14 protein-coding genes are annotated in these 26,503 nt (G+C 71.0%); 4 read left to right on the top strand and 10 right to left on the bottom strand.

The genetic code is table 11. The features are described from left to right. Positions 1-37: 37 nt before the first annotated feature. The 8 genes from ACZ4LX_RS08820 to ACZ4LX_RS08785 form a co-directional block, all read right to left on the bottom strand. Positions 38-1,738: an ABC transporter ATP-binding protein gene (locus tag ACZ4LX_RS08820; RefSeq protein ID WP_467642468.1), complete on the bottom strand. Its 1,701-nt coding sequence runs from the start codon at positions 1,736-1,738 to the stop codon at positions 38-40. Then, positions 1,725-12,608, bottom strand: coding sequence for an amino acid adenylation domain-containing protein (locus ACZ4LX_RS08815; protein ID WP_467642466.1), 10,884 nt, complete (start codon positions 12,606-12,608; stop codon positions 1,725-1,727). Before ACZ4LX_RS08815 ends, ACZ4LX_RS08820 begins: the two co-directional genes overlap by 14 nt. Positions 12,609-12,666: 58 nt before the next feature. Beyond that, complete coding sequence (locus tag ACZ4LX_RS08810) at positions 12,667-14,454, bottom strand: ABC transporter ATP-binding protein (protein ID WP_467642464.1); 1,788 nt, start codon at positions 14,452-14,454, stop codon at positions 12,667-12,669. A gap of 40 nt (positions 14,455-14,494) precedes the next feature. Beyond that, positions 14,495-15,556 (bottom strand): iron-siderophore ABC transporter substrate-binding protein, encoded by a 1,062-nt coding sequence (locus ACZ4LX_RS08805; RefSeq protein ID WP_467642462.1) that lies wholly within the window; start codon positions 15,554-15,556, stop codon positions 14,495-14,497. A gap of 115 nt (positions 15,557-15,671) precedes the next feature. After that, a complete protein-coding gene (locus tag ACZ4LX_RS08800) occupies positions 15,672-16,514 on the bottom strand; it encodes an ABC transporter ATP-binding protein (protein WP_467642595.1) in 843 nt (280 codons plus the stop codon). Between the two features lie 39 nt (positions 16,515-16,553). Further along, the gene (locus ACZ4LX_RS08795; protein ID WP_467642460.1) at positions 16,554-17,615 is read right to left on the bottom strand and encodes a FecCD family ABC transporter permease; all 1,062 of its coding nucleotides are present in this window, start codon (positions 17,613-17,615) and stop codon (positions 16,554-16,556) included. Further along, entirely contained in the window at positions 17,612-18,670 is a 1,059-nt protein-coding gene (locus ACZ4LX_RS08790) for a FecCD family ABC transporter permease (RefSeq protein ID WP_467642458.1), read from the bottom strand. The genes ACZ4LX_RS08795 and ACZ4LX_RS08790 overlap by 4 nt, the downstream gene beginning before the upstream one ends. Positions 18,671-18,734: 64 nt before the next feature. Then, positions 18,735-20,081, bottom strand: a complete 1,347-nt coding sequence (locus tag ACZ4LX_RS08785; protein WP_467642456.1) for a lysine N(6)-hydroxylase/L-ornithine N(5)-oxygenase family protein — start codon at positions 20,079-20,081, stop codon at positions 18,735-18,737. 247 nt (positions 20,082-20,328) lie between these two features. On the opposite strand from ACZ4LX_RS08785, the gene ACZ4LX_RS08780 reads away from it, so the two are divergent. Then, positions 20,329-21,276 carry a methionyl-tRNA formyltransferase gene (locus ACZ4LX_RS08780; protein WP_467642454.1) on the top strand — a complete coding sequence of 316 codons (948 nt, stop codon included), beginning with the start codon at positions 20,329-20,331 and terminating at the stop codon, positions 21,274-21,276. Positions 21,277-21,375: 99 nt separating this feature from the next. On the opposite strand, the gene ACZ4LX_RS08775 is transcribed toward ACZ4LX_RS08780, so the two are convergent. Then, the gene (locus tag ACZ4LX_RS08775; RefSeq protein ID WP_467642452.1) at positions 21,376-22,293 is read right to left on the bottom strand and encodes an aminoglycoside phosphotransferase family protein; all 918 of its coding nucleotides are present in this window, start codon (positions 22,291-22,293) and stop codon (positions 21,376-21,378) included. A 237-nt stretch (positions 22,294-22,530) separates the two neighbouring features. Here ACZ4LX_RS08775 and ACZ4LX_RS08770 point away from each other — a divergent pair, with 237 nt between their 5' ends. After that, on the top strand, positions 22,531-22,911 hold the full coding sequence (locus tag ACZ4LX_RS08770; RefSeq protein WP_467642450.1) for a GNAT family N-acetyltransferase: 381 nt from the start codon (positions 22,531-22,533) through the stop codon (positions 22,909-22,911). A gap of 356 nt (positions 22,912-23,267) precedes the next feature. Continuing rightward, on the top strand, positions 23,268-24,050 hold the full coding sequence (locus tag ACZ4LX_RS08765) for a VOC family protein (RefSeq protein WP_467642448.1): 783 nt from the start codon (positions 23,268-23,270) through the stop codon (positions 24,048-24,050). Between the two features lie 30 nt (positions 24,051-24,080). Here ACZ4LX_RS08765 and ACZ4LX_RS08760 read toward each other — a convergent pair whose 3' ends face one another. After that, entirely contained in the window at positions 24,081-25,568 is a 1,488-nt protein-coding gene (locus ACZ4LX_RS08760; protein WP_467642446.1) for a SulP family inorganic anion transporter, read from the bottom strand. Between the two features lie 408 nt (positions 25,569-25,976). On the opposite strand from ACZ4LX_RS08760, the gene ACZ4LX_RS08755 reads away from it, so the two are divergent. After that, positions 25,977-26,399, top strand: a complete 423-nt coding sequence (locus tag ACZ4LX_RS08755) for a MerR family transcriptional regulator (RefSeq protein ID WP_467642444.1) — start codon at positions 25,977-25,979, stop codon at positions 26,397-26,399. Positions 26,400-26,503: the final 104 nt, after the last annotated feature.

Here is a 26,503-nt window from a genome sequence, read left to right as displayed (position 1 = left end):
AGCCTCCGCTCCGCCACCGCCAGGCAGTAGGCCTCGTCTACCTTGCCACCGCCAGGCAGTAGGCCTCGTCGGTGGCAAGCAGGTTGCGGTGGGTGTCCTCGGCGGTGATGACGCCGTCGTCCAGCACGAGGACCCGGTCGGCGGCATCCAGCACGGCCGGGCTGCTGGTGATCACGACAGTGGTCCGGCCCCGTCGCAGCTTCACGAGGTTGCGCGCGATCAGCTGCTCGGTGACCGCGTCGACGGCCGTGGTCGGGTCGTGCAGCACCAGGACGTCGGTGTCGGCGGCCAGGGCGCGTGCCAGGGACAGCCGTTGACGCTGCCCGCCGGACAGGTTCGCGCCCCGGTCGCGGACCCCGTGATCGAGCCCCGCCCGGTGCAGGGCGACGACATCGGTCAGCAGGGACGCCTCGACCGCCTCGGGAACCATCCGGCTGGTACCCGCCGGATCGATGTTCGTACGGAGGGTGCCCGCGAAGATCTCCGCGTCGTACGGGTTCACCAGCATGTGCTCACGGACCGCCTCGACCGACAGGTCCGCGAGCTCCTGCCCGCTGATCCGTACCGCTCCCTCGTAGGCGTGCGGCGGGACGTTCATGGCCAGGACCGACACGAAGTCCGCCGCCGCGCGGGGCTGGTAGGCAGCAATGGCGACGAACTCACCTGCCGACACGCGCAGTTCAAGAGCGCGCAGCGTCCCGTACCGGACGCCGTCGATCTCCAGGTCCCCACCCCCGGCCGGGCGCCGGGGCCCCGGCGTGGTCACCGCGGGTGCCGCCAGTACCAGGGCCATGCGCTCGGCCGACGCGCGCGCCATCATCACGTACTTGGGCATCTCCGAGAACATCTTCAGCGGTTCCATGATGAACTGCGCGAGGCCCACCGCCATGACGAGTTCCCCGATGGTGATCTGCCCGTCGAAGGCCAGCGCACCCGCCGTCAGGGTCACGGCTGCGGCGAGGACCGCGTTGAGTGCCTGCGCGGTGCCGGCGTACGCACCGTTCACCCTGGCGACGGTGATCGCCTGGTGCTTCGCCTCCGTGCTGACCTTGCGGTAGGACGCGAACGCCGCGTGGTTGCCGCCGAATCCGTGCAGCGGGCGCAGGCCGGTGATCAGGTCGGCGACCTTCGCGCCTGCTCGCGCCACCCGGGCCTGCTGTTCCTGGGTACTGGCGCCGATCCGCTTGGACATCACACTCAGGATCGTCAGGATCACCACCGTCCCCATGATGACCAGCAGTCCCAGCCGGAGGTCCGCCAGCCCCAGCGCGACAGCCGCGACCACCACCGCGACCAGCGAACTGATCAGCAACGGCACCACCTCGATGATGTCGGCGGTCGAGTCGGCGTCCTCGGTGGCGATGGTCAGCACCTCACCGGACTTCAGATCGATGTCCCGGTCCACCGGCTGGAGTCCGCACTCCGCGACCTGCACCCGCCAGCGGTGCGCCTCGGTCGTGTTGGCCTTCTGGAGGACGCGCATCCCGAACCGCCACGACAGCGAAACGGTCGTGATGATCACGGCCAGGGCGCCGATCGCCACCCCGAGCGAACCGGGGCTCCGGTCCTGCAGCGTGTGCTCGACGATCAGGCCGAGCGCGATGGGGAAGGCGGTCTCGCCCGCCTGGTACAGGCCCATGAGGAGGGTGCCCCAGACCATGGCGCCGATGTTGCGGCGCAGCGCGGTCCGGAGGATGCCGGATCCCCGGAGGGGGTGGCGGGTTTCAGGAGTTCGCATCGAGGTGACCGGCAATCGCTTCGGGGGTTCGCAGGGTGAGCAGGTCGCGGATGGTGATCACTGGACCGTACTCCCGGCGGAGCAGCCCGATCAGCCGCACCGCCAGCATGGAGTGCCCGCCGAGGGACACGAAGTCACTCACCGCGCTCACCTCGTCGTCGTCCAGGTCCAGGGCTTCGGCGAAGACCTCGCACACCATGATCTCGGTGTCGGTCTCCGGCGGGCGTTCGGCCACCGTGGTGAGCACGCCCAGGGGCCTGGCCTCCGGGAGCGCCTTCGTGTCGGCCTTCCCGTTCACGGTCAGGGGGATGCGGTCGACCTGCGCGTAGTGCGTGGGGCGCAGGAAGTCCGGCAGCGCGGCGCACACTTCGGCGGCGACGGACGCCAGGCCGGAGCCGTCGAGCACCAGATAGGCGGCCAGCCGGTACGCACCGTCGGCCTGCGGGTCGGGCTGGGCGACGGCGGCGGCGAACCGCACCGCCGGGTGCGCGGCGAACGCGGCCTCGACCTCGCCCGGCTCGACCCGGTGGCCGCGGATCTTGACCTGCTGATCGGTGCGGCCCAGGTACATCAAGTTCCCGTCGGGCCGCCGGGTCACCAGGTCCCCGGTGCGGTACATGCGCTCTCCGGGTGCGCCGAACGGGCACGCGACGAACCGGTGCGCCGTCTGCGCCTGCTGCCCGAGGTAGCCGCGCGCGATGCCGATGCCCGATACGTACAGTTCGCCGGGGACCCCGTCCGGCAGGGGCCGCAGCCACGGGTCCAGGACGTACACCTCGGTGTTGTCGATCGCGACGCCCACCACCGGGTCCGCGCACTCGAAGGTGCCGACGCCGAGGGTGTTGATGGTGTACTCGGTGGGTCCGTACAGGTTGTAGCCGGCCGTCCCCTCGGTCTCCGCCAGCCGCTGCCACAGGGCCGGGGTGACGGCCTCACCGCCCAGCAGCACCAGTGCCGGCCGCCGTCCGGGGTGGTCGAGCAGTCCCTCGTCCACCAGTTGTCGCGCGTACGTCGGCGTCACGTTGATGACGTCGATGCCGTGCTCCAGGCAGTACGCGGCCAGCCGGGGCGCGTCGCGGCGCAGTTCCTCGTCGCAGATGTGCACCTCGTGGCCGTCGGCGAGCCACAGCAGCTCCTCCCACGACATGTCGAAGGCGAACGACACGGTGTGCGCGATCTTGAAGACCCGGTGTCCGTGCTGTGCCAGTACCGGTTCGAAGATGCGGCGCTGATGGTTGATCAGCATGTTGGTGAGGCCCGCGTACTCGGTCACCACACCCTTGGGCCTGCCGGTCGAGCCGGAGGTGAAGATCGTGTACGCGGGATGGCGCAGACGGTCCGGATCGTCCGGCGCGAACGTCCGGTACGGTGCGGCATCGGGCAGCGGCCGGTCCAGCTCGATCAGGTCACCGGTCAGCCGCGAGGACACCGCGCTCACCGTGAGGGTCACGTCGGGCCGGGCCTCGTCGACGATCGCGGCGATCCGCTCGTCCGGGTGATCGAGCTCCAGGGGCACATAGGCGGCTCCGACCCTCAGCACCGCGAACAGCGCCACGATCGAGTCGAGCGAACGCGGGATCGCGAGGGCCACGGTCCGCTCCGGCCCGATGCCGCGCCGGGCGAGCACACCCGCCACCGCCCGGCTGCGGTCCCGGAGCTGGGCGAACGTCATGGCCGAGCCGTGGGCGACCAGGGCGACCCGCTGCGGATCGCGGTCCGCCGCCCGGTCGAACCGGTCGACGACGGTGTCCGTCCCGATGTCCGTACGGGTGGTGGGGCCGGGCTCCGGTGCCACGCCCGGCAGGGCTCCGACCGGGCCGGTCGCCGCGGCCAGGTCCTCCAGCACGCGCAGGTATCCGGCGAGGAGGCGGCGGGCGTTCGCGGGGTCGTCGTCGCGGTGCTCCAGCTTGACGGTGAGCAGCTCGCCGGGCGTGACGACCCAGGTGAACGGGTAGTGGGTGGAGTCGTCGGCCCGCACCGAGGTGATGCCGTGCCTGGCGTTCATCTCGGCGAACGCGTCCAGGTCCAGGAAGTTCTGGAGCACGAACAGATTGTCGAACAGGGCGTCGTGTCCGGCGGCCCGCTGGATCTCGCCGAGCCCCAGGTGCTCATGCTCCATCGCCTCGACCCTGGCCGCCTGGACGGCCGTCAGGTACGCGCCGACGGTGTCGTCGGGCCGGGCCCGCGTCCACATGGGCACGGTGTTGAGCAGCACTCCGACGATCCCGGACAGTCCCTCGCCCTCACGGCCGGAGACGGTCACGCCGAACACCGCGTCGCCGCGGCCGGTGTGCGCGCCCAGCAGGAGGCCGAACGCCCCGGTCAGCACCGTGTTCAACGTGACGCCGTGCGCCCTGGCCGCGTCCCGCAGGAGTTCCGACAGCTCGGCGGACATGGTGTGCACGATCGCGTGCGGCAGTTCGTCCGTGACGGCCGGATTCGGTCCGGCGAGCAGGGTGGGGCCGCTGAGACCTTCGAGATGGTCCGCCCAGAAGCGCTCCGCCGCGGCCTGGTCCTTCGCGGCGAGCGTACGGGCGTAGTCCTCGAAACCGGGCGTGAGCGGGCTCGCGTCCAGGGGTTCGCCCGCGAGGACGGCCCGGTAGGCGTCGAACAGGTCCCGCAGCAGGATCTCGCGTGACCAGCCGTCCCACAGCAGGAGGTGGTAGCTCAGCAGCAGGCGGTCGCGGCCGTCGGGCAGACGCATCACGGTGAGCCGGACCAGGGGCGGCTCACCGGGGTCGAATCCGGTGTCGCGGTCCCTGTCGCGCAGGGCGTCGGCCTCGGCTTCCGTCGCCAGGGTGACCGTGCGGACCCCGACGCGCCGGCCCGCCTTGAGGACCTGGACCGGGTTTCCCCGGTCGTCGGTGGTGAAGCCCGCGCCCACGACCGGGTGCCGGGCGATCACGTACGCCATGGCATCGGACAGGGCTTCGGCGTCCAGGCGGCGGTCGAAGGTGAAGTAGCTCTGCGCGACATAGTGTCCGGCCGTGCCCGCCAGCTGGGCCTGGAAGTACAGACCCCGTTGGAGGGGGGTGACCGGTGCGGTGCGCTCCGCCGTCGTGGCGGCGTCCGCGATGTGCTCCAGCGCGCTGTGCCAGTGCCGGGTGATGTCGTCGGGGATGCCGTCGGCGAGGGTGAAGGCCGCGTGCAGGCTGCCGGTGGTGTCGTCGGTCCAGGCGTTGACCTCGACGGCGTACGGACTGCTCCCTTCCGAGCCGGTGATGTGCGGGGCCTGGGACTCGCCGCCCCTGCCGAGGTAGTTGAACAGCACCTGCGGCCGGCCCGTCAGCAGCGGGGCGGTCTGCGGATTGAGGTACCTGAGCCGGCCGTAGGCGACGTGCCCGTCCTCGTCCGGCTGACGTGCGGCGACTTCGCGCGCCGCTTCGACGGGGTCGGTGTGCGGTGTGAGCCGGACGGGCGCGATGGCGGTGAACCAGCCGACCGTACGGGTGTAGTCGTGGTGTTCCCGCACGGGGATGCGTCCGTGCCGCTCCAGGTCGACCGCGAGATCGCCGGCGGACGGCTGGACCCGGGTCAGAGCGGTGCGGAGCGCGCCGCACAGCAGCTCGGTGAGACCGACACCGAGCACGGCGGGCGCGGTACGCGTCACCCGGTCGCTCACCTCGGGCGCGAGCACGACGGTGGTCTCGCGCAGGCCCCCGACGGAGGGCAGCAGCGCGGGCGCCTCCAGCGTCGTGAGCCAGTCGCCCACTCCGGTCACCTCGGCGGACCTGGCGCCCATCGCTTCGGCGTACTCGGCGTAGGACGTGGTCGGCGGCGCCAGGGGCGCCCCGCTCAGTGCGGTGGCCAGGTCGTCCAGCAGAATCAGCCACGACACCGCGTCGACGGCGAGGTGGTGCACGGCGACCACCAGGGTCCGGCTCGCCGCGAGCCAGGAGAAGGCGATGACGTTCCCGGTCTCGGGGTCCAGGCGCCCCGCGGCCTCGTTCGCCGCGGCCGTCACGTCGTCCGTGTCCGTCGTGACGACGGAGACCTCACGGCCTGGCCCGGTGCGCAGGGCCCACACACCGTGCTCGACCTCCAGCGTCAGCCGGAGAACCGGGTGCGCGGCCACGACGGCGTTCGCGGCGCGTTCGACGTCGGCGAGTCCGGCGCCCTCGGGGACCACCAGCGACCTGGCCTGGGCGAACCGGGCGAGCGGGCCGCCCAGTTCCCGCCTGCGCAGGATGACCGGCGTCGGGAGCAGCGGGCCGTCCTCATGACGGACGGGTGCGACGGCCGAGGTCTGCGGCGTACGCGACTCCAGCTCCCCGGCGAGTGCGCGCGGGGTCTTGAAGAGGAAGACGTCCCGGGGTGCGATCGACAGCCCGAGGGCCCTGGCCCGGTTGATGACGGTGATGGCGAGAATGCTGTCGCCGCCGGCCATGAAGAAGTCGGTGTCGGCGTCCGCGTCCGAGCCCGGAAGGGTCTCGCCGAAGATGCCGGTCAGCGCGGCGAGCACGGAGCCGGCCGGGGCCTCCTGGACGGTGTCCGCCGCGGCGTGCGCGGTCAGGGCCCTGCGGTCCAGCTTTCCGTTGACCGTCAGGGGCAGCGCGTCGACCGTCACCACCCGGCCCGGCACCATGTGCGCGGGCAGCTTCGCGGCCAGGAGGCCGGTGAGGTCGCCCGGCGCCCGGCCCACCACGTGTGCGATCAGGTGGTCGCCGCTGTCCGCCACGGTGACGGCCACGTCGACGACTCCGTCCAGTTCCCTGACCGCGGACTCCACCTCGCCGAGCTCGATCCGGAAGCCCTTGAGCTGGACCTGGTCGTCGGCCCGGCCGGCGAACTCCAGCTCGCCTTCGAGCGTCCGGCGGGCGAGGTCGCCCGTGTGGTACATGCGGGAGCCGTCGCCCGCGAACGGGTTCGCCACGAACCGGCTCGCGGTGAGCCCCGGCCTGCCGAGGTAGCCGAGGGACACCTGGTCCCCCGCGACATAGATGGCGCCCACCCGGCCGGGCGGCACCGGCCGGAGCCGGTCGTCGAGCAGATAGGTGTCGAGACCGGGGATCGGCCCGCCGATCGGGCTGACGTCGGCGTCGAAGTCCTCATCGGTGAGCACCCGGTGGGTGACGTGGACGGTCGTCTCGGTGATGCCGTACATGTTGACCAGCTCGGGCGAGGCCGTGCCGTACTTCCCGACCCAGCCGCGCAGTCGCGCGGGATCCAGTGCCTCACCGCCGAAGATGACACGGCGCAGCGCGGTGACCGGTTCGGGGGCGTGCCGGTCGGCCTCGACGAACCGGTAGAAGGCTGAGGGAGTCTGGTTGAGCACGGTCACTCCGCGCTCGCGTACCAGCTGGTGGAAGTCGACCGGGGAACGCGTCAGCGCATGGTCCGGTACCAGCAGTTCGCCGCCGTGCGCCAGTGCGCCCCACAGCTCCCAGACGGCGAAGTCGAAGGAGTACGAGTGGAACTGGACCCACACGTCGTGCGGGCCGAACTCCATGCCGGGCCGGGTGTTCGCGAGGAGTGTCACCACGGCGGTGTGCGGGACGACGACACCCTTGGGGCGGCCGGTCGATCCGGACGTGTAGATCACGTACGCGGGGTCGTGCGGGTCGGGCGCCGCGCTGTCCGGCACCGGCTCCGCCGTCCGCGGCAGTTCGTCGCCGAGCACGAGCACACGGGCCTGGACACCGGTCCGGGCCAGCAGGCGGGTGAAGCGGTCGCGTTGCCCGGGATCGACGAGAACGGCCTGGGGCGCGGAGTCGGCGAGGATGTACTCCAGCCGTTCGTCCGGGTAGGCCAGGTCCAGCGGTACGTACGCACCGCCCGCGGAGACGATCGCGACCAGGGCCACGACCTGCTCCGCGGAACGCGGGACGGCGACGGCGACACGTCCGCCCCGTCCGACGCCGGCCGACCGCAGGACCTGGGCCAGTTCTTCCTTCGCCGAGGCCAGTTCGCCGTAGGTGAGCGACTCGGCGCCGCCGCCGAGGGCGCACCGGGTGACGGCGACCGCGGCAGGGTCGCGGAGGGCGGCGGCGTCGAACAGCGCGCCCAGGGTCGTCGGGGTGGCCGGTGCGGGCCGCCGGTCGTGCGCGGCCGTCAGCTCCTCGACCGGGGCGTCCGGCCGGGTGAGGAGAGCGGTGAGGACACGGGTGAACGTACGCAGGATCGCCTCGGCGCCCGGTTCCCGGAGCAGCTCACCGTCGTAGATCAGGTTGAAACGCGGCCGGCCGTCGCGGGCGCGCTCGACCACCAGTGTCAACGGGTAGTGCGGGGCCCCCTCGTTCACGATGCCGGTGATGACGAGTTCGTCACCGGGCCCGCGCAGGGCGGTCACGTCGGCCGCCACGTCGAACACCACCAAGGTGTCGAAGCGGGCACCGGCGCCTGTCTGCCGGGTGATCCTCGCCAGCGAGACGTGCTGGTGGGGCAGGACGGCGCTCTGGTGCTCCCGCACCGAGCCGAGCAGGCCGGAGGCCGTCGTGGTCGCATCCCAACGGGCTCGTACCGGGATCGTGTTGATGAACAGGCCCACCATGTCCGCGATGCCGGGGACATCCGCGTCGCGTCCGGACACCGTGGAGCCGAACACCACGTCCCTGCCGTGCAGGAGGCCGCCGAGCGTCACGGCCCAGGCGCTGTGCACGGCCACGCTCAGCGGCACACCGGCCGACCGGGCGGCCGCGTCGATGTCGTCCGCGGGCTCCGCGGCCCTGTCGGCGAACCGGTCGGACGGGGTGTGGCCCTCGGCGACCAGTGAGGGGCCGGGCAGACCGGCGAGCTGGTCACGCCAGACGCGGTCGCTCTCGTCGTCGTCGCGTCCGGCGAGCCAGTGCACGTAGTCGGGGAAGCCGCCCGCCCGGTAGACGGTTCCCGGCCGGTGGTACTCGGCCAGCAGCGTGCGGAGCATCGGATCCACCGACCAGCCGTCGGCGATGATGTGGTGCACGGTCTGCACCAGTACGTTCCGGCCGGAGCCGCCGCGAATGAGCGTGTAGCGCATCAGCGGACCGGTGGCCAGGTCGAACCCGGCGCGGCGGTCCCGCTCGGCGTGCTCGCGGATCCCGGCGTCGGTGATGCCGGGGCGGTCCAGCGTGGTGAAGGGTGCTTCGGTACCGCTCTCCAGTACGGAGACGACACGGCCGTCGGCGAGGGCCGTGAACCGTGCGGCCAGGTTGGGGTACAGCGCGAGCAGCCGGGTGGCGGCGGCCGCGAGCCGTCCGGCGTCCACCTCGCCGTCCAGTGTCAGCAGTTGCTGCTCCACGTAGCTGCCGGCCGAGTCGTCGTCGTAGACGGAGTGGAAGTACAGGCCTTCCTGCAACGGGGTGAGCGGCAGGATGTCGTGCAGCGCGGGGCCGTCGAGGGCGTCGACATCCAACTGCGTCAGCCGCACCCGGGCGAAGTCGCTGGGCGAGTGGCCGCCTTCTTCGAGTGCTGCCAGTCCTGCCATGGCCTCTCGCAGGTATCCGGCGACGGCCGTGATGTCCTCGTCGGTGAACATGCCGTCGGGCCAGGAGATGGTGGTGACAAGTTCGTAGGCGCCGGCCGCCGCCGGTTCCGCGATGAGGTTGAACTCCAGGGCGCGCGGCAGGCGCATCCTCGGGTCGCGCCTCTCTCCCAGCTGTCCCGTGGTTCCGGTGAGCTGCCAGTCCCCCGAGGTGTCCGAGTCGAAACGTCCCAGGTAGTTGAACAGCACCTGGGGCGCGGGCGCCTCGAACCGTTCACCGGCCAGGTACCGCAGGGCGCCGTAGGAGACACCGTTGCTCGGCACCCGGGCGAGGTCTTCCTTGACCGCCTTCAACGCGGCGGCCAGGTACGCGGGTGAGGTGAGGTCGGCCGAGGCACCGGGGTCGACGGTCACCGGGAAGAGGGTGGTGAACCAGCCCACGGTCCGCGAGAGTTCCGGCTCGAAGCCGGCCTCGTCCGCCACGAACCGTCCCTCGCGGCCGTGGCCCTCCAGTTCGATGTGCGCGAACGTCTGGTCCTGGCCGAGGTCGCGGCGCCACCGGGCGAGTGCGACGGCGAGCGCGGTCAGCAGCACGTCGTTGACGCCCGCGTGGAACCTCGCGGGGATCTCGCTGAGCAGCGCGGACGTGATCTCGGGACCGACCGGCACGGTCCGCACCCGCTCCTGGGCGACGGTGTCGGTCTCCGACAGCGCGCGCCTGCCCAGCGGTTCGTCCGGCCCGGGCAGGGGGCGGCCGAAGTAGGCACGGTCCGTGTCGAACGCGGTGCGCCCGAGCAGCTCCGTCCAGCGCCGGAACGACGTGCCGACAGGTGGCAGTTCGACCGTTTCACCCGCGGTGATCTGACGCCATGCCGTGGCCAGGTCCTCCATCAGGACCCGCCAGGAGACGCCGTCGACCACCACGTGATGGACGACCACGACCAGTTGCCGTGCCTCGCGCCGCCAGACGGCGCGCAGCATGACGCCGTTGTCCGGGTCGAGCCCGTCGGTGGCGAGTGCCACGCACGCGTCGAGCGGCCGGTCGCTCTCCTGCCACCCGGCGACGGCGTCGTCCGGCGCCGGAATGTCGAAGCTCCAGCGCTCCCCGCGCACCAGTCCGGCCCGCAGCATGTCGTGCCGCCGGACAAGGGCGGTGAGGATCTGGTCCAGGGCGGCGGCGGTCAGGTCCGCCGGGGTGTTGAGCACCACCGACTGCACGAAGCCGTCGACCGCGTCCGTGGTCCCGCCGAGCCACTGGACGATGGGCGATCCCACGACGGGACCGGTCGGCACGTCGTCGTCCTCGGCCGGGGACACGTCATCGCGGCTCGCGACCGCGGCGAGGGCGCCGACGACGGTGTGGGTGAAGATCTGCCGTGCCGTGACATGGAGGCCGGCCTCGCGCAAGGCGCTCAGCAGGGAGATCGCCAGGATGCTGTCCCCGCCGAGGCGGAAGAAGTCCTGGTCGACGCCGACCTCGTCCAGCCGCAGCACCGCGGCGACGGCTGCGCAGACGACGCGCTCGTCCTCGGTGGCGGGCGCGAGGACCGGTCCGGCCGATGTCACGGGTTCGGGCAGCGCGGCACGGTCGAGCTTGCCGTTGGCGGTGAGCGGGAACTCCTTCATGACGACGGTGTGGGTGGGCACCATGTACTCCACCATGTGCGCGTCGGCCCACGCCCTGACCTCGTCGGCGTGCAGGTCCTCGCTTCCGGCGGCAGGGATCACATAGCCCACCAGATAGGTTCCGCCCGCCGTGTTCTTCCTGGCGACGACGCAACTGTGCCGTACGCCGGGATGCTCCGCGAGGCCCGCCTCGACGTCCTCGATCTCCAGGCGCATGCCTCGGATCTTGATCTGGTTGTCGGCCCTGCCGAGGAAGTCCAGAGAGCCGTCCGGGGCGAACCGGGCGAGGTCGCCGGTCCGGTAGAGCCGGGAGCCGTCGGCTGCGAAGGGGTTCGCCACGAAGCGGGACGCGGTCAGGCCCGGCGCGTTGACGTAGCCGCGCCCCAGGAGGAATCCGCCCACGTAGAGTTCGCCGCCGGCCCCGACCGGGACGGGGCGCAGTTCGTCGTCCAGTACGTACAACTGGGTGTTGGGGTTGGCCTTGCCGATCGATGTCGACAGGCGCTCCGCCGCACCCCGGTAGATGACGTGCGAGACGCCGATCGTCGTCTCGGCGGGGCCGTAGCCGTGGTACATGGGGATGTCGAGGCGGGTACGGAAGCGTTCGTAGAGCTCGGGCGTCAGTACCTCGCCTCCGCACCACACATGGCGCAGGCTGTCGAGCCGTCCGGAGTCCCCCGCCATCTCCAGCAGGACGTCCAGCATGGACGACACCAGGTAGGTGAAGGTGACACGCTGTTCGGCGATCACGCTCAGCAGGTGCTGCGGGTCGCGTTCGCCGCCGGGCCGCAGGACCACCAGCCGCCCACCGCAGACCAGCGGCAGAAAGATCTCGTTGATGGAGATGTCGAAGGACAGCGGTGCCTTGAACAGGGACGCGTCGTCGTGACCGAAGTGCAGGATCTCGTCGACCTGCCACAACAGCCGCTCACTGATGGCTTCGTGGCGGATCATCGCGCCCTTGGGCCGGCCGGTCGAGCCGGACGTGAAGATCACGTACGCCAGGGCGGGGCCGGGGACGGCGACATCGGGGCCCTCGGAGGGGTGGGAGGCGAACCCCCAGTCGTCGAGGTCGACGGCCACGGCATCCGGCTCGCCCGGGCCGCGTTCGCCCGAGCTGTTGAGCTGGAGCACCACTCCGGCGTCCTCGACGACGACGGCCCGGCGCGCGGCGGGCCACACCGGATCGAGCGGCACGAACGCGCATCCGGCCCGGAGCACACCGAGCAGCGCGATGACCATGTCCGCGGAGCGGGCCAGCGAGATACCGACGACCTGTTCGGCGGTGAGTCCGCGCTCGATCAGATGGTGCGCCAGCTGACTTGCGTACGCGTCCGCTTGACGGTAGGTCAGCGTGCGGTTGCCGGCGACGATCGCGACGGCGTCGGGCCGGGCCCGTGCCTGTTCGCGGAACATCTCCACGATGGTCGGGCGGACCCGGTCCGCCTCGGTGTCGTTCCACCGGGCCAGGGCCTCGATCCTCGTGGCGACACCGGAGGGGCCGATGGTGCCGAGGGGCCGGTCGGGGAAGTCGGCGAGGTCGTCCAGGGCGAGCTGCGCTTCGGCGGGCGTGACGCCCTCGGGTACGGCGATACTGCGGCCGTCCGCTTCGACTCCCCAACTCCCCTCTGCCGGACCGCTGTTGTCGACCCATCCGAGGACGTCGGCGAACAGGGTGGCGGGGGTGAGGCCGATTCCTTCGGGGCTCCTGCCGGTCGCCCAGTAGGACAGGGCGACGGCGCAGGCCGCGGCGACGGTCCGGTCGCCGTAATCGCCGGTTCGCCGGCGCAGGCCCGCGAGGGCCACGTCAGAAAGCAGTACGGGACGAGCACCCGGTTCCAACATCGAAGACTCCGCTTCCCATCCGAGGTATGCGACTTAGCCTAGCCTAAGTAAGGCTTACCTAACTACCTTCTCGCCAGGCCAGCCACAGTCGCGCGTACCGGCCCCCCAGAGCCACCAACTCCTCGTGTGTGCCCTGTTCCACGACCCGTCCCGCATCCAGCACGGCGATCCGGTCGGCAGCCATCGCCTGGGTCAGCCGGTGCGCCACGAACAGCGTGGTCCGGCCCGCGCACGCGGCAAGCACGCCGCGCTCCAACTCGGCCGCGCCCTCGCTTCCGGCCTCTGCCGTCGACTCGTCCAGGACCACCACCGGAGACCGGGACAGCACCAGCCGGGCCAGGGCGATCTGGGCGACCTTGGTGACGTCCAGGCGCTCACCGCCCTCGCCGACCAGCGTGCGCAGCCCGTCCGGCAGGGCCTCCGCCCACCCGCCCGCACCGACGGTCCGCAGCGCGTCCATCAGTTCGCCGTCGGTCGCCTCCGGTGCGGCCAGCCGCAGGTCGTCGGCGAGCGGACCCGAGAAGACATGTGTCTCCTGCGTCAGAATGCTCACCAGGGCCCGCGCCCCCGCCTCGTCCAGACCGGCGAGGTCGTTCGGCCCGATGCGCACCGAGCCGGCCTGCGGTGTCCCGATGCCCGCGATCAGTGCGGCGAGCGTCGACTTGCCCGCACCCGTCGCCCCCACCAGCGCGAGCGAACCGCCGGCCGGAATCGTCAGGTCGACATCCCTCAGGACCGGATCCTCGGTGTCGGGATAGCTGAACGTCAGCCCCTCCACCGTCACTTGGTACGGCGCGGAGTCCGCGGGCGGCACGGCGGCATCGCCCACGAGGCGGTCCTCCGCGTCCTCCCCGAGCACCCCGACCAGCCGGGTCAGGCTGGCGCCGGACTTCTGCGCCTCGTCGAAGGTGAACATGATGGCACCGAGCGGGGTGAAGAGCCGGTGGAACATCAGCGGGGCGGCCGCCACCTCACCGAGGGTGGCCGCGCCCCCTTCCAGCAGGGCGTATCCGACCAGGAGAATCAGGACCAGCCCGATGAACTCGGCGCGGTTCTCCCGGCCGACGAAGCGGCCGAAGAACCGGAACACCTCGATGCCGAGCTCACGCACCCGCCAGGACTCGTTCGTGACCTTTTCGCGGAACGCCCCCTCCAGGCGGTACGCCCGGACCGTTTCGATCCCGTTCAGGCCACTGATCAGCGCCTGCGCCCGGTCGGCCTGAGCCGCCCTTTGCTTCCGGTACAGCGGCGCGGACCGGGGAAGATACCACCGCAGCGCCAGCGCGTACGCGGGCAGCGCACCGGCGCCGGCCAGACCGAGCCGCCAGTCGAGACCGAACATGCCGGCCGTGGCGATGGCGACCAGCACGCCGGCCGTGAACACGGTCGGAATGGCCGACCGGATGCCCCGGGACAGCACGGCCACATCGTCGCCCACCCGGGACAGCACGTCCCCGCGGCCGACCTGCTCGATCCGCGCACTCGGCATCCCCAGCACCGCGCGGACGGCGCTTTCCCGCAGCCGGGCGAGCAGGTCCGCGCCCAGCCGTCCGATCAGATACGTCGATCCGGCGGTGGCCGCCGCTCCGAGCAGCGCGGCGGCCACCATCAGCGCCCCGATCCTGACGAGGAGCGAACGTGGTTCACCCGCGACCACCCCGTCGACCACCTGACCGAGCAGGAGTACCGGAAGCACCTGGAGCGCCGCCCCGGCCACCGTGGTGAGCACGGTGGCGGTGGCCAGCCACGGCACCTCACGGCAGTGTGCAGTGATCCACCGGGTGGCCTCACCCCCGGTCGCCGTGCGCAGGGTCGCCGGGGCGGAACGGGTGCCGGTGGCGTTCACACGCGGGCCGGGACGGGCCGGCCGAGGGTTCCGGCCGACGTCACTGGTCGACCGACTTGACGAGCTCGTCGATCGCGTACGGCATCGACAGCAGGGTGCCCTGGGAGATGGCCGCGCCGACTGCCGGTCCCTCGCTGTCGAGCAGGTACGACACCCTGCCCTCCTTGACCACGGACAGGTTGCTGAAGAGCTCGGACTTCTTCAGCGCCTCCTGGTCCGCCTTGTCGTTGATGACGAAGACACGGTCGACGTCGACGAGGTCCATGCGCTCCGGGGAGAGCGTCGTGTAGAACTTGCCGCCCGCGATCTTGTCGATCTCCGTCGCACCCTTGAAGCCGATGCCCGTCACCAGCCGTCCGCGTACGTCGGTGGTGGTGAACGGCGCCACGGACTTCTCGTACCAGGACAGCGCCACACCGGTCTGCTTCGCGAACTCCGGGTGGGCCTTAGCGGCCGCGTCGAGCTGCGCCTGAACACCCTCCACCATCTTGGTGCCTTCGGCCTCCTTGCCGAGCGCCTTCGCGATGTGGATCGCGTTGTCCTGCCACGGCGCGCTGAAGGGCTCCTTCTCGGCCTTGGTACGGCCCACCGTCGGGGCGATCTTCGAGAGCTTGTCGTACGCGGCCTGGTCGACCTCGGAGTAGACCGCGATGATCAGGTCGGGCCGAAGGGCGGCGATCTTCTCGTAGTTGGGGCCCGCGTCACCGTTCTTCATGATGACCTCGGGGCGGGCGTCACCCCACTTGTCCTTCACCCAGGGCCACTGGGTGTTGATGTCGGGGCTCTTGCCCGCCGGGTTCGGATACTGGTCGACCATGCCGACCGGCTTGATCCCGAACGCCAGGATGGTCTGGTCGTCCGTGTAGCCGACCGAGACGACCCGCTGGGGCGCCTTGGTGATCTTCGTGGATCCGAACGCGTGCTCCACGGTGACCGGGAACGCGCCGGAGGATGCTGCCGGAGCCTTGTCGCTCGCCTTGTCCGTGTCGTCCGTCGAGTCGGAACCGCATCCCGCCAGGAGACCGATGCCGAGGGTCGCGGCGGACACCGTCGCCGCAAGCCGCCGCCAGGACTTCGTGAGCATCGTTCTATGGGTGAGCATCCGGAATCCCTTGCTTTCGTACTGTCCACTGAGCCCCGACATAAGGGCAGCCAAACCTTACCGCGATCGAATGAGGGCAGCCTAGCCTAACCACGCTATTCGCCCTGTCCGAAACCTAGTTGAGATGAACGTGGGTACGGCCGATCGGAACGATGAGCGGCCGGTCGCCGACCGGATCGTCGATCACCATGGCGCGCAGCCCGAAAGCCTCGTGCAGCAGCTCGGCGGTGATGACGTCACGGGGGTGCCCCTGCGCCAGGATCGCTCCGTCCCGCATCACGACGAGGTTGTCGCTGTACCGCGTGGCCAGATTGAGGTCGTGCAGCACCATGACCACGGTGCATCCCGACTCGTGCAGGTCGTCCACCAGGTCGAGCACATCGACCGCGTGCGCCAGGTCGAGGTAGGTGGTCGGTTCGTCCAGCAGCAGCAGGTCGGTGCCCTGGGCCAGAGTCATCGATATCCAGACGCGCTGGCGCTGTCCGCCGGACAGCGAGTCGACGGGGCGGTCGGCCAGTTCGGACACCCCGGTCATGGCCAGTGCCTTCGCCACGACGCCGGCGTCGTCCGACGACCACTGCCTCAGCCAGCTCTGGTGCGGATGGCGCCCTCTGGCGACCAGGTCGGCCACGGTCAGCCCCTCCGGGGCGACGGGGGCCTGCGGAAGCAGGCCGAGCTTCTTGGCCACGTCCCTGGTCCTGAGCGCGGCAATGTCCTCCCCGTCCAGCACGACCGCCCCGCCGGCCGGCTTGAGCAGACGGGTCAGGGTGCGCAACAGGGTCGATTTCCCACAGCCGTTGGGACCGATGATCGTGGTGATCACGCCTGGCGGGATCTCGACGTCCAGACCGTCGATGACGGTCCGGCCCCCGTAGCCGACCGTGACGCCTCTGGCCGCCAGCCGTGCGGCGTCCCTGCTCGCCGGCTCGGCCTCGGTGATGGTGTGGTGAACGGCCACGGGCCCCCCTCTGTCCGGGTAGTGCAACTCGTCTGTCATCTATCTGAGGTTCGCCCGCACCAGCAGGTACACCAGGAACGGACCGCCGATCGCGGCGGTGACCACGCCTACCGGGAGGCCGATCGGCAGCGCCGAGCGCGCCACCAGATCGGATCCGGTCAGCAGCAGTGCGCCGACGAGTCCGGAGGCCACCATCGGCGGCGTCGGGCACCTGGCCAGACGCATCGCCACCTGCGGCGCCACCAGCGCCACGAACGGGACCGGGCCCGCCGCGCTCACCGCCACCGCGGCCAGCAGCACCGCACAGAGCAGCAGGACGGCCCGGACCCTCGTGTACCGGACGCCGAGCCCGGCAGCGACGTCGTCACCGAGGTGCATCGGCTTGAACTGGAAGGCCACGCAGGCCACAACGGCCAGCAGGACGAGCGAGCACCAGAACGCCACCCGGACCTCGTCCCACGAGCGGTTGTCCAGTGAGCCGACCAGCCAGGCCTGGGCCCGCGCCACATCCCTGATGTCGGCCGAGACCAGCAGCCAGGTCGAGACCGCCTCCGCCATGGCGCTCACCGAAATACCGATGAGAATGAGCCGGAAGCCGTCGATCCCGCGCCGCCAGGCCAAAAAGTACACCAGCAGTCCCGTACCGAGACCGCCGGCGAGCGCCGCCCCGGACAGGCCCACAGCGCCGACGACCGCCGCGCTGGCCCCGCCCGACACCGTCACCAGGAGCACCGCGACCACACTCGCACCCCCGGTGATCCCGAGGATGTCCGGACTGGCAAGGGGGTTGCGCGCGACGGACTGGGTGATCGCCCCGGACACCCCGAGCGCGATCCCTACCACGAGGCCGGCCAGAGCGCGCGGCATGCGCAGATCCATGATCACGAACTCGTCGACCTGCTCGCCCCTGCCGAAGATCGTGGCGATCACCCGGGACAGACCGATCGGGAAGTCCCCGACACCGACGGAGAGGCAGAACACCAGAAAGGCCGCAGCCGCCAGCACCAGCGTCACCAGCACGATCCAGGGCCGCCATACGAACGACACCTGGCCGAACCGCACGCCCGGCGCCAGCGAGGGCTTCGTCTCTGTCACGTTCACGCGCTCCTGAACTTTCCACGCCACACCAGAACCGCGAAGAACGGGGCGCCGAGGAGGGAGACGACGACACCCGCGTCCAACTCGCCCGGCCTCACCACCAGTCGGCCCACGATGTCGCAGACCAGAAGGACCACGGCTCCGAGGAGACCCGCGTACGGCACCAGCCATCGGTAGTCCGGCCCGGTCACGTAGCGGGCCAGATGAGCGACCATGAGCCCGAGAAACGCGATGGGCCCGCAGGCCGCGGTGGCCGCGCCCGCCAGCAGGGTGATGGCGAGAATGCCGACGGTCCGGCTCAGCGCGATGTTCACACCCAGCCCTCGCGCCACGTCGTCACCGAGGTTCAGCAGGTTGAGCGAGGGCAGCATGATGAGCGCCAGGACCAGCCCGACCGCGACGAACGCGGTCACCGGCCAGATGACTTCGAAGCCGACGCCGGCGACGGATCCGGCGTTCCAGAACCGCAGCGCGTTCAGCGACTTCTGGTCCGACAGCGCGACAGCGGTCGTCATGGCCGCGAGGAACACGGTGATCCCCTGACCTGCCAGGGCGAGCGTCAGCGGATTGCCGGCGCCCCTGCCGATGCTCGCCAGTCCGAACACGACGACACCGGCCGCCGCCGCGCCCAGGAAGGCGAACCAGACGTACTGGAAGGGATCGGTGAACCCGAACACGGCGATGGCCGACACCACGGCGAACGAGGCTCCCGCGTTCACCCCCAGCAGCCCGGTGTCCGCGATCGGGTTGCGCGTGTACCCCTGGATCAGGGAACCGCCGACCCCCAGAGCGATGCCGGCCACGACGGCCAGCACCGTCCGGGGCACCCGCACGGTCTGCACGATGAGCCGGATCCCGGTGAGCCGCTGATCGGATTCCGGTGCCGCGAAGAGCCCGTGCCACACCTCTGCCGGACTCAGCGCCCGCGTACCCACGGCCAGCGACAGTGCTCCCGTGATCACCAGGATCGCCAGGAGCGCGGCCAGCCCCACAACCCGCCTTCGGCGAGCCGTCATTGTGCCCCGGGGAGCGGAGCGCTCAACTGCAGTCGTGCTCATGTCGGCGTACGTTATCCCTTTGGTCCGCTCGGACGGCACGGTGGTCCATGCCGTGGTGACCGCTTCAGCGCGGGGAGCCGCCCGCTACCGGCTGCGCCTCGCCGACGGCGGGTTCGGCACCCCGGCCGAGCAGCGAGTCCAGGATCTCGCCGACCCTGATCGCGGTGTTGGACAGCAGGGCCGATGTGATGCCGTGCGTGTGCTCCGTCCCCCCCTGGAGGTAGATGCCGCAGCGCAGGGCGGGGTCCGTCGCGATGCGGTAGTCCCGCTCGACGCGTACACGGCCCTCCTCGTCCCGCAGACACCGCTCCGCGACGTCACCCAGCAGGCCGAGCGGGTCGGCGGGGCTGTAGCCGGTGGCGAGCACCACGACGTCGGCGTCCAGGACGGTCTCCTCCCCCGTGACGAGGGAGCGCACGGTGGCGCGGGCGTGGTCCGGTGTCTCCTTCACCTCTTCGAGGCGGGACACGTTGAGGAAGCGCAGCCGCTCCGTGCCGAGGACCTTCTCCTGGTACATCTGGCGGTACAGGTCGTCGATGAGATCGATGTCCACCACGGAGTAGTTGGTGTTTCCGTGGTAGTCCATCAGCTTGCGCTTGACGCCCTCGGGGGCGGCGAAGTACTCGTCGACCGCCCCGGGGTCGAAGATCTTGTTGGCGAAGCTGCTGTCGTCGGCGGGGCTGTAGCCGTAGCGGGAGAACACCGCGCAGATCTCGGCCCCGGGGAAGCGGCGGTGCAGATAGGCGACGTTCTCCGCGGCGCTCTGCCCGGCGCCCACGACCACGAACCGCGAGGGCAAAGTTCCCTCCAACGTGCCTACCTTGGCCAGCAGTTCGGAGTTGTGCCAGACACGGTCGCCGCGCTCCACACCCTCCGGCACGAGGGGCCGCAGGCCGGTGCCGATGACGAGGTTGCGGGCGCGGTGAACCGTGAGCCCCTCCCCCGACCGGACCGTCACGTCCACGAACTCCACGGCTCCGTCGTCAATGACGGGTGTGACACCGACGACCTCGTGGTCGTAGGAGACCATGCCGTCGACCTGCGCGGCCGCCCATTCGAAGTAGTCGTGGAACTCCACGCGCAGCGGGAAGAGGTTCTTGTGGTTGATGAAGTCGATCAGCCGCCCCTTGCTCTGCAGATAGCAGAGGAAGCTGTACTCGCTGGACGGGTTCCGGAGCGTCACCAGGTCCTTGAGGAAGGAGACTTGCATCGTTGCGTCATCGATGAGCATGCCGCGGTGCCAGCCGAAGCGCGGCTGTTGCTCGAAGAAATGAGCACTGACCGCCTCCTGGGCGCCACTGCGTGCGTTGTGCTCACTGATTGCGATCGCCATGGCCACATTGGACGGCCCGAAGCCGATGCCAATGAGGTCGTGGACCGGTGGTGCGTCGCCAGGACGAACCTGTGACATGTCACTCCCATCGTGCGGGGAAGCCGCCTGTCAGGTGTGGAGAAAGCGCGAGAGACGGGCACGCCGACGGAGCGACCCGGTGGAACTTAGGTGAGCCTAAGCTAATCCTGTGATGCTGTCGATAGGCCGGCGCCACACAGGGGCGCACGACGACCGCCAACTGGAAGGCGTCATGCGCCCATTGCGAGATAAGGTAAGCCTTGCTTTACTGGCTCTCGCTCCATTCCCAGCCTGAGGAGGAACCCCTATGCGGGTCGTCATGTTCGGTTACCAGACCTGGGGGCACCGCACCTTGCAGGCCCTCCTGGACTCCGAGCACGACGTGGCGCTGGTCGTGACGCACCCCCGGAGCGACCACGCGTACGAGAAGATCTGGAGCGACTCCGTCGCCGACCTCGCCGAGAAGCACGGCGTTCCGGTACTGATCCGCAACCGCCCCGATGACCAGGAGCTGTTCGACCGCCTCAAGGAGGCCGACCCGGACATCATCGTGGCCAACAACTGGCGGACCTGGATCCCTCCGCGCATCTTCGCGCTGCCGCGCCACGGCACGCTGAACATCCACGACTCACTGCTGCCGAAGTACGCCGGCTTCTCGCCGCTGATCTGGGCCCTGATCAACGGCGAGCGCGAAGTGGGCGTCACCGCGCACATGATGAACGACGAGCTCGACGCGGGCGACATCGTCCGCCAGGAAGCGGTTCCGGTCGGTCCGGCGGACACCGCGACCGATCTCTTCCACAAGACCGTCGACCTCATCGCCCCGGTCACCACCGGCGCGCTCGCCCTCATCGCCGCCGGGCAGACGGAGTTCACCAAGCAGGACCGCTCCCTGGCAAGCTTCTTCCACAAGCGCTCCGCCGAGGACATCCGCATCGACTGGACCTGGCCGGCGCAGGACCTCGAACGCCTGGTGCGCGCCCAGTCCGCGCCGTACCCCAGCGCCTTCGCCTTCCACAAGGGCAAGCGGCTGGAGATCGTCACCGCAGTGGTGTCCCAGGGCCGTTACGGCGGAACGCCGGGCCGTATCTTCTACCGCGAGGGCGAGGGCGTGGTGATCGTCGCCGGTGCGGACGCCCGCACGGGGCGCAACCACGGCCTGGCCGTGACGCGCGTGCGAACCGAGGACGGGCAGGAGATGCCCGCGGCGGAGTACTTCACCTCCATGGGCGGATACCTGACCAGCCGTCCCTGACGCACCGGGTACCCCGGCGGGCACGGCGGACGGCCCCGCTTCCGGCGAGCCCGTCCACCGTGCCCGTCAACGCGGCGCACACGCAGGCCCCTTGGCTCCTCAGCGGGCTGTGGCGACCAGGCGTCGCAGTGCGGCCCGGGCGGGCGGGCCCCAGGTGGCCTTGCCGCCTGGGCGGCCGTGGACGCCGGCGTCCCCGACGAAGATGCCGGCGAGGGCCTGCGCCACGGCCCAGCCACGCGCGCGGCGCAGGGTCGCCGCGTCGACGGCCGGCTGATAGGTGTCATGGAACCTGTCGACTCCGCCGTCCGGCAGAAGCACCCAGGGAGCGGCCAGGTCGCAGGCCGGATCCCCCGAACAGAGATCGCCGAAGTCGATCACGCCCGAGATGGTGCCCTCGGCGGTGAGGACGTTGGCCGGGTGCAGGTCGCCGTGGAGCCAGAGCGCCGGGCCCGTCCACTCGGGTGCGGCGACGGCATCCTCCAAGACCGCGCGCACGGCGTCCGGTTCGGGGATCAGCTTCTGCTCGGCGGCCGTTGCGATCGTCCTGAGGAGGTCCTCGAAGCGGGCGGACAGCGGCCCGCCCCGGCCGAAACGGCCGGCCGGCGCCGCCTCGGGGGCCGGGAGGTGAAGGGCGCTCAGAAAGCCGGCCAGGGCATCGGCCGCGTCCGTCGTCCTGGTGGCGGGGATCCGGTCGGCCGGGTCGCCCGGCACCCAGGTGGTGACGATCCAGGGCCTCGGAAACCGCTCGGATGGCTCACCGAGGCGCTGCGGGACGGGAATCCGCAGCGGCAGGACCGGGGCGAGGACCGGCAGCCAGGTGTGCTCGTCGCGCAGCATGACATCCGCCGTCCGCGTCGCCCAGGGCAGCCGGACCGCCAGGTCGTCGCCGAGCCGCCAGAGCTGGTTGTCCCACCCCCGCGCACCGAGCCGCACGGGGCGGTCGGCAAGATCGGGGTGCTGGTCGCGCAACAGGTCACGTACCAGCTCCGCGGTGATCTCCATGTCGGTGTGTGTCATGCCGCCCCACGGTAGCCGGATCTTCCGCGGGCACCGCGGCCGGTCGTTTCGTACGGGCCGGGGCAGCCGGTGCCGGAGGTACGGAGACATCCCGGAGGGGCGGAGACGCCTCCGGCCGACGCCGGAGGCGGGGAGCCACTTCCTGTCGGTGCCCGGCTGCCCGGGATCACGTCTGCGCTGTGCGGTGTCCCGCGTAATCCGGTGGAACGGCGCGACGCCCGCGGCGACAATCGCCGCATGCGTGAAGTCGAACTGTCCGACGGAACCGTCACTCTGTCCCCGCTGTGCCCGGACGACGCGGAGGCGCACCTCGCGGGCGAGGACGAGCTGCTCGTCCGCCGGCTCAACGGCGGTCCCGGGACGCGCGAAGGCGTCGAAGCGTATGTCCGGCACTGCCGGGAGCAGTGGGAGAGCGCCGGGCCGTTGCGGGCCTTCGGCATCCGGGCGGGCGCGGACGGAACACTCGCGGGGACGGTCGACCTGAGGTTCACGGGAGAGGACACGGCTCCCGGTCAGGTGAACGTCGCGTACGGCCTCTACCCGTCCTGGAGGGGACGCGGCCTGGCCACCCGCGCGGTCCTCCTGGTGAGCCGGTGCGCGGCGCGTGAGGGCGGGTAGGAGGCGGTGATCCAGGTGGAACCGGACAACATACGGTCCGCCGCGGTCGCGCGGCGGGCGGGATTCGCTCCCGTCGGACGGGCCCGCTCGGGGGACGGCACACGGTGCGACCGGTACGTACTTGACCTGCGCTTCCCTACCGACGCCGCCCCGCAGGCCGGCGCCTTCTGACGCAAAGGCCCCGGTCCCCGCGGTGCGAAGCTCCGCGGCATGAGGAATATGCGGTGCGCGGGGAGCGGCCGGGGTGCGACGGAGTTCCGTCCGGGCGCACAGTTGAGAGGGAGAGCAGGCGGCCAGGCCGCTATGCCGATGTCGGCTTGCCCCACCCCCCGAGCACCGCCCCGAAGGAGTTCTCGATGCCGGCCCTCGGAATGACGACGCCGGTGACCGGCGCGCCCTGCTGGGTGAGCCTGGTGACGCCCGATCCGCGTGCGGCCCGGTCGTTCTACGCACGGGTGATGGGGTGGGGATTCCGCGACAGCTCCCTCGGACGCGACTTCTCGGTCGCGACGGCTCACGGCGAGCCGGTGGCGGGGATGGGGTACTGCCACGGCCACGGGCTCGACGCCCGCTGGACGCCGTACTTCGCGGTGGCCGATGCCGACGAGACGGCCGACCGTGTCCGGGAGCGGGGTGCCACGCTCGCCGTGGGGCCCGCGCGGCTGGGTGACGGGCGTGCCGCCCTGGCGGCGGACCGCGACGGCGCCGTCTTCGGCTTCTGGGAGGGGCCGGCCCTGGCCTGGACCGTGGGCCGGGGCAGCGCGCCCGCGCATCTGGACCTCAGGACGCGTCATGCCTTCGAGGCGGCCATCTTCTACGCCGAGATCTTCGACTGGGCGAGGCCGGACGGCGGCTGCACGGTGGCCTACGCACAGGACCACGTCAGGGTGCAGGTGGCCGGGCACACCGTGGCCACCGTGCGGGGCGGGGGCGTCGAATCCACCCCGGACCCGAGGATGCGGCCGCGGTGGGTGGTGGACTTCCATGTGGCGGACAGCCGGGCGGCCGCGGCGGCAGCCGATGCGGCGGGCGGCGACTCCTCACCGGCTCCTCCCCCGCTCGGCTGCTCGAAGGACGCCTTCGTCATCCGTGACCCCGCCGGCGCGCTGTTCACCGTCTCGGGCCCGGACGGGGCGTGACGGAGGGGTCCGTCCGGTCGCGGCGGGGAGTCAGTGGCTGGTGAGTTCCCCGCTGAGCTTCCCGTGCAGATCGGCGCTCGGACTGTTGAAGCCGATGATCTCGACGGTCTTGCCGCGCTGGGCGTACTTGGTCTCGACGGCGTCCAGGGCGGCCACGGAGGAGGCGTCCCAGATGTGGGCCGCGGACAGGTCGATGACGATCCTCTGGGGGTCGCCGGCGTAGTCGAACCGGCCGACGAGATCGTTGGACGAGGCGAAGAACAGCTCTCCGTTCACGGAGTACACCACGCTGGTGCCGTCGGGGTCCGTGACGGCGGTGACGTCCGCGAGGCGGGCGACGCGCTTGGCGAAGATGACCATCGCGGTGACCGAGCCGACGACGACACCGATGGCGAGGTTGTGGGTGGCGACGACCACGGCCACGGTGATGACCATGACGGCGATCTCACCCGGGGGCATCCGCCGGAGGGTCTTCGGGGCGATGGAGTGCCAGTCGAAGGTCGCGAACGACACCATGACCATGACGGCCACCAGGGCGGCCATGGGAATGTCGGACACCACCGGGCCGAAGACGATGCACAGCACCATCAGGAAGGAGCCGGCGAGAAAGGTGGACAGCCGGGTGCGGGCTCCGGAGACCTTCACATTGATCATCGTCTGGCCGATCATCGCGCAGCCGCCCATGCCGCCGAAGAATCCGGTGACGATGTTGGCGATGCCCTGGCCGATGGACTCGCGTGTCTTGGAGGAGTGGGTGTCGGTGATCTCGTCGACCAGTTTCGCGGTCATCAGCGACTCCATCAGCCCGACCAGCGCCATCGCGAGCGCGTAGGGGGCGATCGTCGTCAGGGTGTCCATGGTGAACGGGACGTCCGGCAGCCCTGGCACCGGCAGCGAGGACGGCAGGGCGCCCTTGTCCCCCACGGTCGGCACGGCGATCCCCGCCGCGATCGTGATGACGGTGAGGATGACGATGGAGACCAACGGCGCCGGGATCACCCGGGTGACCTTCGGGAAGAACACCATCAGTGCCAGGCCGCCGATGATCAGCGGGTACACGGCCCAGGGCACGTCGTGCATCTCGGGCACCTGCGCCATGAAGATCAGGATCGCCAGGGCGTTGACGAAACCGACCATCACCGAACGGGGTACGAACCGCATGAGCTTCGCGACCCCCAGCGCGCCGAGCGCGACCTGGAAGATCCCGGCCAGGATGACGGCGGCGATCAGGTAGCCCAGGCCATGTTCCCGGTTGAGCGGCGCGATCACGAGTGCGACGGCCCCGGTGGCGGCGGAGATCATGGCCCGGCGGACACCGACGACCGAGATGACCACAGCCATGGTGAACGAGGCGAACAGGCCGATCGCCGGGTCGACGCCCGCGATGACCGAGAACGAGATGGCCTCGGGGATCAGCGCGAGCCCGACGACCAGACCGGCCAGCACCTCGGTACGCCAGACCTTCGGGTCGGACAGCCAGTCGGGCTTCAGGCCGCGCAGGACCGCGGCGGGCGTCATGACGGAAGAAGACAAGGAGGTAAGTACCTGTCGTGCTCGGGCAGCCCCCGCCCGGCAGGCCGGGGCGTGCGGTAGAAGGAGCGAAGGAGCCGGGCCGGCACCCCGCACCCGGCCCCGACGGGCCGGAAGTCGAAGGGAGGGACGGAGCGCGGGCGCACGGCCGCGCGGCTCACATCCGGGAGCCGGGACTCAGGGCGGGCAGGCGGCGGCAGTCGGCACTCCGGGCTCGCGCACGCTCACTCCTGCAGGAATCGGATCCTCGTCGGGGCCGCCATCGGCCCCGGAACGGCAGGACGAAACGGACGAACCGTTTCTCCCGTCGACAACTCTACCCTGACGTTAGAGTAGAGGCGGGTGGCGGCCGCGCGGACGGGGCCTGCCACGAGGAGAAGGGCCAGGAGCACGGGCGTGGACGACAAGCACATGCAGATCGGCGAGGTCTCGGCGCGGACCGAGCTGTCCCTGCGCACCATCCGCCATTACGAGGAGACGGGGCTCGTCGTTCCTTCCGCCCGTTCGCAGGGCGGCTTCCGGCTCTACACCGAGAGCGACATCCAGCGGCTCATGGTCATCCGCCGGATGAAGCCGCTGGGTTTCACTCTCGACCAGATGCGCGACCTGCTCGACGCCACGGACCGCCTCGACGCCGGCGACGGCCTGGACTCCGGCGAACGCGATGGCCTGCTGGAGCGCGTACGCGAGTACGAACGGGCCGCCGCGGAACAGGTCACGCGGCTCCGCATCCAGCTCTCCCGGGCCGAGGACTTCGCCGGCACCCTCCGCGCCCGCCTGCCCGGGGAGGCCCCGCCCCCCGCTGCCCCACGGCCCTGATCGACCGCACCGGACGCGGAGAGGCAGGCACGCCGGCAGCTGCCCGGCAGACCGCAGCGCCACCGGCTCGCGGGCCCCGGGGCGCACCGGCACCGCCGGGGAGG

Source organism: Streptomyces sp. NPDC026062 (genome assembly GCF_055568375.1).
The sequence above is the reverse complement of the archived record's forward strand: the minus strand, read 5'-3'. Positions and strand labels throughout refer to the sequence as shown.